The 14,030-nt window shown below is 41.3% G+C and carries 11 protein-coding genes and 1 tRNA gene; 7 read left to right on the forward strand and 5 right to left on the reverse strand.

Going from position 1 to position 14,030, the window contains the following annotated elements; genetic code table 11:
* Window positions 1-9: 9 nt before the first annotated feature.
* Together tamL and ACFSQ3_RS00975 are read right to left on the reverse strand one after the other, a co-directional pair.
* Window positions 10-2,319 carry a translocation and assembly module lipoprotein TamL gene (tamL, locus tag ACFSQ3_RS00970; protein ID WP_380866705.1) on the reverse strand — a complete coding sequence of 770 codons (2,310 nt, stop codon included), beginning with the start codon at window positions 2,317-2,319 and terminating at the stop codon, window positions 10-12.
* Window positions 2,285-7,600: a translocation/assembly module TamB domain-containing protein gene (locus ACFSQ3_RS00975; protein WP_380866707.1), complete on the reverse strand. Its 5,316-nt coding sequence runs from the start codon at window positions 7,598-7,600 to the stop codon at window positions 2,285-2,287. The genes tamL and ACFSQ3_RS00975 overlap by 35 nt, the downstream gene beginning before the upstream one ends.
* A gap of 215 nt (window positions 7,601-7,815) precedes the next feature.
* On the opposite strand from ACFSQ3_RS00975, the gene ACFSQ3_RS00980 reads away from it, so the two are divergent.
* Genes ACFSQ3_RS00980 through ACFSQ3_RS00995 form a run of 4 tightly spaced genes read left to right on the forward strand, consistent with a single transcriptional unit; the run spans window position 7,816 to window position 10,755 of the window.
* Window positions 7,816-8,487 carry a response regulator transcription factor gene (locus ACFSQ3_RS00980; protein WP_380866709.1) on the forward strand — a complete coding sequence of 224 codons (672 nt, stop codon included), beginning with the start codon at window positions 7,816-7,818 and terminating at the stop codon, window positions 8,485-8,487.
* A 5-nt stretch (window positions 8,488-8,492) separates the two neighbouring features.
* Window positions 8,493-9,785 (forward strand): sensor histidine kinase, encoded by a 1,293-nt coding sequence (locus ACFSQ3_RS00985; protein WP_380866711.1) that lies wholly within the window; start codon window positions 8,493-8,495, stop codon window positions 9,783-9,785.
* 54 nt (window positions 9,786-9,839) lie between these two features.
* A complete protein-coding gene (locus tag ACFSQ3_RS00990) occupies window positions 9,840-10,289 on the forward strand; it encodes a PepSY-like domain-containing protein (RefSeq protein WP_380866712.1) in 450 nt (149 codons plus the stop codon).
* Between the two features lie 19 nt (window positions 10,290-10,308).
* On the forward strand, window positions 10,309-10,755 hold the full coding sequence (locus ACFSQ3_RS00995; protein WP_380866714.1) for a PepSY-like domain-containing protein: 447 nt from the start codon (window positions 10,309-10,311) through the stop codon (window positions 10,753-10,755).
* 92 nt (window positions 10,756-10,847) lie between these two features.
* Here ACFSQ3_RS00995 and ACFSQ3_RS01000 read toward each other — a convergent pair whose 3' ends face one another.
* From ACFSQ3_RS01000 to ACFSQ3_RS01010, 3 genes are all read right to left on the reverse strand, one after another.
* Window positions 10,848-11,213, reverse strand: coding sequence for a hypothetical protein (locus tag ACFSQ3_RS01000; protein WP_380866715.1), 366 nt, complete (start codon window positions 11,211-11,213; stop codon window positions 10,848-10,850).
* A 128-nt stretch (window positions 11,214-11,341) separates the two neighbouring features.
* Window positions 11,342-11,418, reverse strand: a tRNA-OTHER gene (locus tag ACFSQ3_RS01005).
* Between the two features lie 100 nt (window positions 11,419-11,518).
* Window positions 11,519-11,731 (reverse strand): hypothetical protein, encoded by a 213-nt coding sequence (locus tag ACFSQ3_RS01010; RefSeq protein WP_380866717.1) that lies wholly within the window; start codon window positions 11,729-11,731, stop codon window positions 11,519-11,521.
* Between the two features lie 116 nt (window positions 11,732-11,847).
* Between ACFSQ3_RS01010 and ACFSQ3_RS01015 the strand changes: the two genes are divergently transcribed.
* The 3 genes from ACFSQ3_RS01015 to ACFSQ3_RS01025 all read left to right on the forward strand — a co-directional run bounded on the left by ACFSQ3_RS01015 (window position 11,848) and on the right by ACFSQ3_RS01025 (window position 14,026).
* Window positions 11,848-12,135 (forward strand): hypothetical protein, encoded by a 288-nt coding sequence (locus ACFSQ3_RS01015; RefSeq protein ID WP_380866718.1) that lies wholly within the window; start codon window positions 11,848-11,850, stop codon window positions 12,133-12,135.
* 96 nt (window positions 12,136-12,231) lie between these two features.
* Window positions 12,232-12,729, forward strand: coding sequence for a terminase small subunit-like protein (locus tag ACFSQ3_RS01020; protein WP_380866720.1), 498 nt, complete (start codon window positions 12,232-12,234; stop codon window positions 12,727-12,729).
* A complete protein-coding gene (locus ACFSQ3_RS01025; protein ID WP_380866722.1) occupies window positions 12,698-14,026 on the forward strand; it encodes a PBSX family phage terminase large subunit in 1,329 nt (442 codons plus the stop codon). The genes ACFSQ3_RS01020 and ACFSQ3_RS01025 overlap by 32 nt, the downstream gene beginning before the upstream one ends.
* Window positions 14,027-14,030 lie beyond the last annotated feature (4 nt).

Raw genomic sequence — 14,030 nt, forward strand, 5'->3', positions numbered from 1 at the left:
GCATAAGTGTTAAAATGGATAACCAATTGCTAAGTTGAAAACCAAGTTTTTACTTCTCCAATCTCGATCTCCGAAATCTATCGCGTTAAATACCCAACCGTTGTTTGTTCGCACGTGGGGTTGGCGGAAAGGAATAGCGAAGTCGGTACGGATCACTAAAAAGTCAATATCGACACGTAAACCCAAACCGCCACCTACTGCCAACTGTTCGTAAAATTTACTCGTTATTTCGGCTCCGGGTCTAGATGGATCTGCTCGTTGTAACCAAATGTTACCGGCATCGACGAACGCTGCCCATTGAAAGATCCCAGAGATTGGTGCGCGGTATTCTGCATTAAGTTCTACCTTAAAATCACCCGTTTGGTCAGCGAAAAATTCATCAATTCCCAAATCAGCCACATTTGTTAAACCTGGACCGACCGAACGCGCGCGAAAAGCGCGCATACCATTAGGACCACCTGAAAAGAATTGTTTCAAATATGGTAGCTGTCTTGAGTTACCGTACGAATGACTGAGGCCAATCATAGCACGGGTTACAAATGTTGTTTTCGGTGTAAGCTTCCAATAATGTCTGAAGTCTGCCTCACCACGCACAAATTGAGCATATCTGGTTCCAAATAAAAACTCTGGGCTATCTGCGGACGCATCAGCACCTTGAATCAAACCCAATACATTACCAGACGTATTTAGCGCGCTGCGAACGAAATAGGTATGAGTACGATCTTCCATATTATTTTGGAAGGTATACACATAGTTCGGTCCAAAGGAGAACTGCGGCTCGATAATATGGCCAAGTGTAGGGAAGTTATTGATAAGTGCTTGATATTCCGGAGTAATGTTTCTCGGTTGTGCATAGATGATCTCCGCTACGGTCAAATCATGGATTTTGCGTTCATTTTCTTTCCATGAATAGCCAAAATTGTAAGTAAGGGAACTCAGTGTATAAGCTGTTCGACGATCTAAAAATTCGTAACGCAAACTAGTAAAGGTGCGTGGAATATATTTTCGAGATGGCGCCCATTTATAAGGAGAGAGTAAACGCGGCCAGCTAATAGCCGCTTCTGCACCATATCTAATAAAGTTTGAGTTTAATGCAACTCCACCTCCAGACTGCGTTTCAAATCCGGCAAAAGCACTAAGCGTAAGCGTTTCAAAACCTTTGAACGCATTTTTCAGACTCCAGTTTACATTCCCTTCAATACCGTCGTACACGGTTGCTGTCTTCGCAATTAATTCCGTTCTAAGCGTACGGGGTTTCATAGGAGTGAGGTAATAGTACACATCCATCGTGTTTGCTGAATCCTTACTATCCACAAAATCGTTTTTCACAAATTGGAAGGTGTTGAGATTCACCAAATGATTGATCGTCATGTTGTGATCCTCTCGATTATACATTTCGCCTTTATGGAAAAAGAGATGATTAGCTAATACTTTTTTACGGAACTTTTGGTTAGGGTCGTAAATGTAATAGTCATTTTGGTACGCTTCGGTTCCGCGAGGGATTCGACGTGTGTACCCATCGGCAGTCTGTTTGTAATCTGGGAATACAACAATTTTTCCGATGCGCTGCGGCTGCTTAGCACGTTCCGCAGTTTCGGGTTTCACCGTCATGTACATGTCGACCTGATGTTGCCCTACTGTACTATCTACATCTAGCAATAGGTTGTCTGCATTAAAGTAATAGTAGCCTTTATTTTTCATATCCACATCAATGCGTTCTCTTTCATTGATTACAACATCCAAATTATAGTTGTTCCCCTTGCGGAGTAGGGTGTTTGCTTGTGAACTTGCCACGTCGCGCCCCCATTGCTTGGTCGTGTCCACATCAAAAGAAACCTCTCTAATTTTGTAACCCGGCCCAGGAAGTGCGTCGAATTGAACGGTCGCTTTTTTTCCGTCAATGATAGTATCAGAGGTAACTTCGGCTTGAAAGAAACCGAAATTCTCCAGTCTGTTGCGCAGTAGGTTCTCATTATATTCTTGATTAACCTCGCTCAATAGAACCGGCGGTTTTCCTTGTCGTTTGATAAAACGCTTGATGAAACCAACTGTGGTATCTGGACCTCCGCCCATATTCCACAAAGCTACTTTAAGCTTCGATGTTGGTTCCGGTCGAACGAAGCTTTGAAGTCTGCTTTCGAATAGCTCCTTGCGGTCTTTGTCGAGCGTGTCATTTTGAATATTAACCGTAGCTTCCTCAAAAAGATGTTCACCATCGGCAATGTGCTTCGTTGCATTACAGCCTGCAAGTAACAGCAATAACATGCCGGTATATAGCCTTGGATTATTTTTCATTAGACCCCCTTTCTTCTTCCTCATTTCTTATGGCTGTATTTTCTTTTCTTTTTACTGAATCTCTTTTGTTGCGCTCCCTTGTTCCGAAGTTGGTTACGCCATTGTTTTGTGCAGAGTCTCTTCTTGAACGTTGGCCTCCAGCCGATGACTGGCGACGGAGTTGTCTATTCTGTCGACGTTCAAGACTATCCTGTATCAGCGTTCTTACGCTATCCCTATACACTGAATCTGTTTCTATTCTATCTAAATCAAAACGTCGGCGGAAGTTTGGATTGTCCGTATCGTAGTACCTGTCTGCTGCGCGCGAACTCATGAATATTTCGCGGAATTTATCGTACGTCATGTTCGCAACTAAACCAATACCCGTTTCGATGAATTGACCTTGTAGCGTAGGCTGATATTGATTGTTTCTATATACCCGTCCCACATAACGTCCGTCCGCAGAAATACGTCCTTCAATAGAAACATCGCCTGCAATGTTGGACGCTTTCTCACCTGGTCTTGAATTTCCTTCGACTTCGAAGTTCGAACCTACAGTTACCTTTATGCGGTCGTTGAATAATGCTCTGGAAATACCCACATTCAGATCCGTACGATTTTGCGCGCTACCAGTTAGGTAATCTTGCTCGGATTGTAAATTGAAATCGATATCGACTCCACGGATTAAATCAGACGTTAAGTTGTTAAGTTGTCCGGTCAAGAAATTACTGACGGTGCTTCTTGCCGCGCCTTCAACACCTCCGCCACCGGATAAACTTTCGAACGGATTAGCCGACATAAACCTGCCTAAAGCGATCAACGAGAATACTTGCTTGTTTAGTTCTGCTGGGTCGTTACGCATATTTGATAGTGCGATATTAACGTTATTCGTCACATCTTGTGGTACCACTGATGAGCTTTCATCCAATTCGATATCGAAGCCTAAATTAGGTGTGAATAACGCACCGGACAATTTCAATAATACGTTAAACGGTATACGTTGGCGGTACAAGTTTTGTGACTGCGGATTAATTTGCGATTGTACTAACTCAAGCGTCGGGAAGCGGTTCCTATACACGGCGGTAATACTTAAGTTTGCATCGAGCGGATCACCACCCCAAGTGATAACACTTCCTTTTTGGAATGTAAAACGTCTAGAAAGTGGGCCTAACGGAACGGTATATTCTCCTTTTTCAATAGTATATGTTCCAGACATGGTGATTTTTTCACTCGCATCGATCCCTGCGGTCAATTCTGCAATACCTTGTATGTGCAACTCGTCCTTAGTTCCAGGATCTAAGACTACCGTGAAGCGAGCTTCTGGATCTGTTTGCAATTTCAAACTAATATCCATTCCTGTAAGCACAGTTGGTACGGTGGTCATGGAATCAAGTTGTGCGAATACGTTGCGCCCAGCGCTGTCGCTGCGATTCACAAACTTCACGACGCCATCACGCTCCGCAACTCCTGGGTTCTCATTCGGAACTACAAAATAAAAATCGGTTCTATCGTTTGTGCGGATGCTACCATCTACGCGCGGGCTATTCATGTCGCCAGTTACGCGCAAATTCGTGGTTAAATACATTTGTCCATAGAACATCTCGTTATCTTCCGACGTGGAGTTCATCGCTTCGAAATCGTCCATCGCTAGACTTAAGTTGAAACCGAAGTCGCTATAATCTTTCGTCAACACTCGACCATCTATACGAGCCGTATTGTTTTTCGCATCGCGAATTTCAAATTGTCTAAAACGAATTCCCTGATCATTGAATGAGATCGTTTGGTTGTTGATCAACATGGTGGAGTTGAGCATCGCCACATTCATTTTGCTATTATTGAATGTAAGACCACCACTGATTTGTGGAGTTGCAGTAGTGCCAGTAATATTAATTTTTCCGGTGATATCACCTTCAGTATCTTTTAGGTTGCCCAAACTGAATGCTTCTAAAGTTTTCATCATCATTGGTTTCAACTCTAAACTCGCATTAATTTGCGCATCACCTTCAGGAGGCGATGTAAATGTTCCCAACAACTGTACTTCATTGCCATTACCGGTTATGCCAATGTCTGCAGCGAAGGTATTTTCCTGTTCATTATTTACTTTGATGCTGATGTCGCCTACTTGTTGTTTAGCGAAGCTAAATTCATTGATTGTTAAGTCCGAAACGAAAACTGGACTACTTTCTAGACGGGAAACAGTAGCTGACCCGTTGATACCACCGCCTACATCAAGCGTTTCCGAGTCGAGCATTCTACTCAGAGTTTCTATACGGAAGTCATTGAAGTTTACTGCAATCGGTGCATTAAATGTAGAATCTTGCGATTGTATAGATAGCTCTTGCCCATTATTGCTTAGCATAAAGTCGCGAACCAATACACCTGCGTCACCAAAAGCAATACGATTGTTCGGCATGACGTTCCAGTTTTCGTAGTTTAGCATTAGGCCGTCTTCAAGCATACTCAACACAAAATTGTTGTTTTCGGCGCTCATTTTTGCGCCAAGATGATACTGCGGTTTGCTAGCTTTATCTCGAATCCAAAGTCCAAATTTTACGTTATTTTGGACCACATCACCACTTATTACGGTATTAATCAATTCAACTCCACTTGCAGCAATACGGTTAATCAACGCGTTATAGTACATCGTGCTATCCACTGTGATGATATCTGCGCCTACGTTCTCTACCTCGTTTCCCGCATAAATTAGCTTTGGAGCAAGGATTTTTGCAATTAATGTTTTTGTTTCGCTATCGAAAGTACCATCCATTGTAATGTCACGCATTTCCTCCAATTCCGGAACCATTTCTCGAATAATGCGCGAATGATTTACCCGCGCGCTGAATTCGAATCGTTGTGGCGAGTAGGATGTCGTATCGATGGTGTTTGTTGGGTTGTAATAAACCCGAACGATATCTTGAATGGATGTTCCTAGTTCACTTATTTTGTAGTTACCCACCAAGTGAGCGTTTAGAAATTCCGAATTAAATAAAATCTTATTTCGTTCGCCATCCGCTACTGCAGTTAGCGCCAATGTGTCGAGTAGATAGCGCTCGTTGTGATAAGCGATATTCGAGTTTAACACTTTCAACGAACCATTAAGATAGTCCAAATCCAAGGTTTCGAAATCGGCAACGACGCGTCCATGATAGCGGAAATCCTCATTCATCAGCTTAAGCTTTTGAAGGTTTACACTGTCCACCATTAGAGTTGCAGTCAATCGAGGGTAGGTATCGTGCATGTTCGCGTCTAAATCCAAATCAAAACGAATATTTGGATCTGGACTATGAACGTTTCCACGAATATCCCCGCGATCAGATACCAAATCCATAGTGATATCACGGTAGGAGTAACCCATAGCATCCACGCGGTTGATGGCGCCTTTTACTTGAGCTTGCATGGTTTTCGGATCCAAACCAGTTCCTTTTACCTCTGCTTGTGCAGCGATGATTCCTAATACCGAATCTTGATTTAAAATCTGACCAATATTCAAATCCTTAATCGCCACCCGCATATCGTACGTCGTATCACGTGCCATGCGCATGTTACCGTTTACGCTAGCATTACCTTGCTCTGTAATCAGATCTAACTTAGTCGCGAAGGCTTTCATACCGCCTTTAAAAGTTCCGTTCAGACTGATCGATCTTGGCAATTGGATGCTGTCCGGCAACATAGACGGCGCTACTAGTCGCTCGATATCGCGACGGCCAGTCGTGAATTTTCGCAAATCTAAATCCACATACAATTTTTCCATATCTGGCAAACCTTTAATGTGTGCCTTTGCCAGCATGTGTGTATTATCCAGCGTTTTAAACTCGAAGTTTGGAATGTGAAGATCGTTTACACGTCCATAAACGCGTCCATCGATATAGAACTTCTTATTTAATAACGGCCGCATTGACTCTTCCTTCTCTAGATCTGGTGCTAGAAAGCGAAGATCCGACATATCGATATGACTTTTCTTGATATTTGCCTCAATTCGTACGGCATTCAGATCATTAGAAAGTGCGTCTAAGGAAGGATAACTCACTTTGACGTAATCGCGAATTAAACTTTTTGACGTTTCGGCATGTAGGTTTTCAATCAGCGCACCCGTATTATGGTAAGCAAAATCGGCTTTCAATTGCTTCAGCAAAAATCCAGAATGATCTCTTACCGTTAGATTTTTCAATGATCCGGAAATGGAATCTGCCGAATAATACAAATCCTGAAGATCGGTTTCGAAGTTCGATAATCGCATGTTGAAGAAATCCAGACCTTTTGTTCTTGGCTGATTTTCGTCTTTAAACCAAAAGTTCGTTTTTTCAACGTTTAGTTTTCCCAAGGTAACCACCCAGTTCATCGGCTGTGCCTCGGTTGCGGTGGTGTCGGCAGGGGTGGGTTGTGCGGATGGAGTAGGGTTTGTTACCTTTCCAAACAGCACATACGAATCGGATTCTTCTAAAGTGACATCTTTTATACGTACAACTTCTTTGTTCAAATCCATCTCATCAATGTTCGCAATGAATTTTTTGAGATCAAATTTAGTGTCCATGCCAGAAGCAGCATCATCGTATTTTATTCGAATGTTACTTAAGTTCAAGGTGTTGATAGCCAATGCTGGCATAGCTGCGCTTGCAGATGTATCCGCGGTGGCGATGCCGAAATCACTCGCATCCGGTACATCCGTGCTATCGGCTACTGCCCATTGGCGGATGGTGGCATCTACGCCGTCTAGATTTATCGTTGGAATTTCGAAGGCCATATCGCCACTCAAATCGAACTTTTTGATTCTAGTGCTGAAATGATTTAGGTTTAGTTCGGCAGCTGTTCCTATCGTTTGGTCATCATACACAAAACGAATCCTTTCAAACAACACTTTATCGAGATCAAAAACCATCGTCGATTCGGTTTCCTCTTGTTTTGGTTGCGTTTCTGGAGAAGCAAAAGCATTTACGATGTAATCGAAGTTGAACGTGCTGTCGGGCAACGTTCTATTGATTTTTGCAGTTACACCTTTTACCTCCAGTTCATTTAATTCTACCGTGTTATCTAGCAGACGCCACATGTTGATGTCAACCAAAATACTTTCTCCAGAAAGCAAAGTATCTCGCGATTGATCTTCAAAATAGATATTCTCCAATACCAACTTTTTGGGAAAAGCAATATTGATGTATCCAATGCGTACCGGAGTGCCAATTTTTCCCTCTACGTAATTAGTTACTTTACCCACCACAAAGTTTTGTACCGATGGTATACGAATCAGGATAATAATTAATAGCACCAGAAAGATGACAGAACCGATGATCCACAAGAGAGTCTTCAGCGCAATTTTTCCGAATCTGTTCAAAATAAAAGTGTATATATGTTAATATTATGTTGAAAACACCATGATGCTTAATATGTTTTGGTAAAGTTAGAAAGTCTAATCTTGGACAAGATTCTGCGATCCAATGTCTCTAAAGCAAAAAAATGAGCATAATTTTTGTATTCTATCGTGAAAGAGCAAATAATGTTCCTTTTTTGAATGGAAGCCATTTTTTTATCTATTTTGGAATATACTGAATGAAAATATTAATTGTCGAAGACGAGCAGGATCTTCAGGAAACGATCGCGAAGTTTTTATCTTCGGAAGGCTATTTGCCAGAGCTGGCAAACAATTTCGAGACGGCGAAGGAAAAAGTTTCTATTTACCAATATGCGTGCATCTTGTTAGATCTCACATTACCAGATGGAGATGGAAGCGAATTGCTAAAATATTTGCGGGAGCGCAGCGATGCTACCCCAGTCATTATAATATCGGCTAAAGGCTCTGTGGATCATCGTATTGAAGGCTTAAATCTAGGCGCAGATGATTACCTCCCCAAACCATTTCATTTAGCAGAGCTACATGCTCGTGTAAAGTCTGCGATTCGTCGGCACAATAACCACGTAGATAATCAGCTTAGTTATAAGAATGTGTTGCTTTGGCCAGAAGACCGACGTGTTGAAGTCGACGGTGTAGAATTGTTGTTGAATCGTAAAGAATTTGATGTTTTCTATTACTTTATTATAAGGCCAGAGAAATTAGTGCAAAAATCATTGCTAGCAGAATCGATTTGGGGAGATGCTGTTGATCAGGCAGATAGTTTAGATTTTATTTATTCTCAAATAAAAAACCTTCGTAAAAAATTGCGTGACCATGGTGCAGATTTGGATATACAAGCTGTTTACGGAGTTGGCTACAAACTGATTTAAATCGAATGAAAAAGTTGGTTTCTCTACAGCAATATATGATGCGCCATTTCATGCTGGCTATTTTTGCAGTGATGACCATTTGGGCGCTGCTTTTCTACGCCTATATATTGGAAGAAGTATATGATAATGTAGATGATGGCTTACGCGACCAAAAGATTACTATACTGCGTTCGGCCTATGAGGATCCATCAATATTAAAGCTGTCGACATACGGGGTCAATCAATTTCGAATTCATGCTGCCAAAGGAAGTGAGATTGATGAACGTAACAACTTTTCGCACGAATTTTTCTATATGCCTTACGACGACGAGGACGAGCCGTATCGTGTGTTGCGAACCATGTTTTACGGACCTGATAAGTTGCCTTATCATTTGGAAATTCGCGCTTCGACGGTCGAACGCGATGATCTAATCATCGATTTGTCTACAGCACTATTTGTTTTATATGTTGCGGTCGTTTTAGGGATCTTTTTCCTGCTCAAATACAGGATTTTTAGAACTGCTTGGAAACCGTTTTACGCAATATTAAAAGATTTGAATGCGTATGAAGTGGGTACTACCGCAAATGTTGCAGCTGTAGATACCGAGGTGCAAGAGTTTAATAATTTGCAGCAGCATGTTGCTTCAATGATTGCACGTAATGCTGCGGTTTTTGCCGATCAAAAGCTATTTATCGAAAATGCGTCGCATGAGCTACAAACTCCATTAGCGATTACCGTTAATAAGATTGACTTGATAATGGATGATAGTCAAACGCCACCGTCACTACTTATTAAGTTGTCCGAAACGAAATCTGCACTGCAACGATTGATCGACTTGAACCGTTCGCTCTTAATTCTTTCGCGCATCGAAAATCGGCAGTTTGTTCAAACACAGCAAGTGGATATAAACAAAATCACGTCGGAGCTGTTGGAAAATCTCAACGAAATTGCTGTACATAAAGGTGTGCATATTCACGCTGACTTTCAACATCATTTAATTGTAACAGGGAATCTGGATTTGCTAACGATGGCGCTTTCTAATCTTATTCGAAATGCTATTCGTTATACGCAAAGTGGTGGAGAAATTCAGATTGAGATCGTCGACAACGCATGGCAAATTCGGAACTCCAGCGCAACGGGAGCTTTGCCAGAATCTTATATATACAATCGATTTTACAAAGGTTCGGATGCCATTCAGTCCAGTGGATTAGGCTTATCACTTGTGAAATCTATCTTGGATATTACCCCGGGAGGTGGCATTGCGTATTTTTTTGAACAAAATTTTCATCAATTTTCTGTAACGTTCGATAATTCCTAAATTTTTCCTAAAACTCACCTGAATATTGTCCTTTGTAAATGGGGTAGTTTAGGTATGGAGCAAGTTTGGCGAATCGCTTTTATAGGTGTGATCATGTATTCGTTTTGGGCAACATCCTACGCCCAAAAGAAAGCAGTATCTGTAGCTGAGCTACCGAGTAAAGCAAAAGATTTTCTGATGGAGCATTACGAGCGCGTGCAAGTATCGTCGGTAACTTCTGAAATAAAATCTTGGTTTGCTAAAGATGCTTTTCAAGTAAAACTGCGTGACGGCAAAAGTATTGAGTTCGATGAATTGGGAAATTGGAAAGAGTTGGACGGAAAACGTGCTGCATTACCGCTCGCTATTGTTCCAGAAAAGGTGCGTATATATTTGGCTAGAAGTTTTCCGAAAAACTTTGTAGTACGTATGCGACGAGACGACGATAAATATTTAGTTGCTATTTCAAATGGTCTCGAATTAGAATTTAATAGAAAAGGAAAATTTATAAAAATCAATCACTAATAACTTACACATCAAAAACATGAAAAAGTTTATTCTAAACACGCTTGTATTACTAACGATCGCTGTTGCTACACTTTCTTGCGACAAGGAAGAGAATGTGCAGGCCGCGGATTTGCCGGGAACTGCATCGACTTTTGTTTCTGCGAACTTCCCGAATGCGACCATTGCCAATGTGAAACGCGAACGCGAAGGTTTGAACGGACGTGAATACGAAGTAACGTTGAATGATGGAACACAAATTTCATTCGACAAAGATGGCAATTGGACAGAAGTGGACGGTCCGGGTACGGCAGCAATTCCAGATGGATTTGTTATTCAACCGATCAAAGATTACATCGCTAAAACGTATTCAGGTCAGAAAATTTCAAGCATTGAGAAGGATAGAAATGAGTTCGACGTAGAACTTACACCGAGCGGAATTGATCTTGTTTTCGATTTGGCTGGCAACTTCAAACGTGTGGATTAAGTCGACCAAAAGTCTTCTAGTAATTAATGCGTAACTGAAACGGAGCTACTGAACAGTGGCTCCGTTTTTTTGTGTAATTTAAATGTTCGATTTCACAAAATTGCCTCCGCCGTTTTTCGTTTTAAAATATAATGATGTCGCGTGTTGTCAATATTATCTTTCGCCGCGTATGCGTTCACAAATTCCCAACCAAGGCTTGCTAAATAATTGAGTGCGTCGATAATAGAATCGAATTCCATCTTTTTGTCGTTTTCATCTCGAAGGAATTTTCTATCAAATAATCCTGAACTTTTCTGTCCAAAATCAACGGAAATACTAATCCCGGAAGACCTAAATTGCGATGGGTCGAAAATGACCATACAATATTCTTCTTTTGCTTTAGGTTTTTCTTCGTTTTCCTGCGCGTGAGCGAAGGATAGACTCAAGAATAAGGTAAGGATAGTGAATAAAGTTTTCATGCATTAAGGTTTTGTTGCTGTTGTTTAAAATAGCAAATTCAAATGTTTTGAGCAACGAGAGTCTATTTTTTTAGGTAAGCTTAAAACAAAAAAGCTCCCGATCGAATGATCGGAAGCTTCTTGTAAAGTACGCCAAAAGGGATTCGAACCCCTGACCGACGGTTTAGAAAACCGATAATAATACGTTTTAATGATATATTAACGTGTTAATTCGACTTATTTACGGAACATTTGCGGAACAAATTTAATTGTAACAAACAGCTACATGATATAAAGGTCGGTAACAAAGCAGCAACATAGCAGCATTAACCGTGTATATACTCCAATATCTTTTTCGCTATGCCAGCAAGAACTTCCTTTGCCCGAGCTTCGTCTTTTTCAGTAATACGCTGTTTGCCATGCTCGGCGATTTTATTGGCTAATTTAGTATTAGCCGCTTTATTCTCAACCCATAGTAGTCTAGCAAATTCGGCCTTATTGATTACCGGATGATCCTCTAAAAACTTCTTCAAATCCATAAACAAAGATAATAAATAAAATAATGAATAATAATTCTATAAAAGTAGTAGATGTATAGAATATATATTCTATATTTGTGTCATACAATTAAGGTTAAACATTAAACAAAAAGAACATGAAAACGGTATTATTTAACATCATCACAGTATTAACATTGGCAATCTCATTCACTTCTTGTGAGGGATTTGATAGAAGGGTGCAAGAAGACCACAGAAAAAGCGCAGAACGGTATGACATCAGTTTGGCAAATAACGGTTTGATGGCTGTTCGTGTAGAATATCAAGGAGGAATCAAAGACGCGGCGTTTGTCGCTCCGCTTGGAACTCAGGTAGGGGATAATCTTAAAGATAAGAATGGTCGTAGTGTGAAAGTGATTCGCATAGTATCAGGAAATCGAAATTAAAGTATAATACAACACAGTTTAGGACCGCTCAAATTGGCGGTCTTTTTTTTTGAGAAAATCTTTTACACATTTGATTGGAACGCTAGTGAGGTAGATATGGGAGTAGGACGTCCGGATATATGGATAGAAGAAAAGAGGGCGGAAGCAATAGAAGCGATCATAAATAGGATTTGTGACGGCGAAAGCCTACGCTCCATTCTATTATACGCTAACCGAGACATACTCCCTTCAATGAGCTTATTTTTGAAATGGGTGAGTGAAGATAACCAATTAAAAGACCAGTACGCGCGCGCGATGGATATCAGGTCCGATATGCTGTTCGATGAGATACTTGAAATAGCTGACGAGTCCAACGCTGACACGGATCTATCTGATGAAGGAAAGATGATAATTCGGGGCGATATAGTCCAACGTAGCCGATTAAGGATCGATGCTCGTAAGTGGGCGTTATCAAAAATGCAGCCTAAAAAGTACGGCGATAGGCTAGACGTTGATCACACCTCAAGCGACGGTTCTATGTCTGCTCCAACCAAAATAGTGTTCACCAGGGGAAGTAATCCAGATGGAAGTAGCGGAGAAGGAACTAAAGATTAGTGCTAAGTATGAGCCGCTATTTCAATGGTTCGATGCTCCTGCAGATGATCCGTTGTACAAGGTTGATACAGTTGTTGTAACCGGTGGACGTAATAGTCAAAAGTCCTTCGCGGCGGGTACGGCCATGTGCATCGCGGCGAAAGATCATGCGAGGTCAGTATTGTACACCAGATATACAATGGCTACTACTGAAGATTCCATTATTCCAGAGTTCAAAGAAAAGATTGACATCCTAAATTGTGAGCCAGCGTTCGAAGTCCTTAAGGATCGCGTCAATACAGTCGATGGTAAAGCAAAAATCGTATTCAAGGGCATCAAGACATCATCCGGTAATCAGACAGCATCATTAAAGTCGTTAAAGGGCTTTTCGGTTTTCGTTTTGGAAGAAGCAGAGGAGATGCCCGATTTCAAGCAATGGGATAAGATAAAGAAATCAATTCGTGCAGAAAAACGAAACCTAAACGTCCTCATTCTAAATCCTGCAACCAAAGAGCATTGGATATACAAAGAGTTTTTTGAGGAGCGCGGTGTACAGGAAGGCTTCAATGGTATTGTCGGCAACATCCTGTATATCCACTCTACCTACTTAGATATGGAACGCGACCATATCGCCGATAACCTTTGGGAAGAATTTGAAGAAGCTAGGCTGGCATACGAAGAGACCAAATCGTTTACGGAAGATGATTTGATTAAATTGGAAGTAACGAAGCCTAGATTAGTCAAACTAGCTCGATATTACAAACACTCGGTGCTCGGCGGGTGGCTAAATAATGCGGAAGGTGTTGTGTTTACCAACTGGAGATATGGAGAATTTGAAGAGGTCGCACCGAGTGTTTGGGGGCAAGATTTCGGATTTAGCACGGATCCTACGACACTCGTACAAACATCTATCGATAAGAAACGTAAACGCTTATACGTAAAGCTACACACCTACAAGCCGAAACTAAAAACAAGCGAAATATACGACATCAACAGCGAGCATGCCCGCAACGCATTGATTTATGGAGACAGTGCGGAGCCACGTTTGATATCCGAGTTAAAAGGATTGGGTAACAATATAAAGCCAACTATTAAAGGGCAGGGAAGCGTTACGGCCGGTATTGCAATTATGCAAGACTTTGACGAAATAATTGTTGATCGGGAAAGCGTTGAGCTGGGCCGAGAGTTCAACAACTATGTCTGGCACGATAAGAAGAGTAAAATACCAGTGGATGCCTACAACCACGCAATAGATGCCATTCGATACGCAGTTTACCCACAATACTACAAGAAGAAATTTGAACTGTTAACGAACTAAAATT

Origin of the sequence: Sphingobacterium corticis, from assembly GCF_042684745.1 — a bacterium.
Lineage (GTDB): Bacteria > Bacteroidota > Bacteroidia > Sphingobacteriales > Sphingobacteriaceae > Sphingobacterium > Sphingobacterium corticis.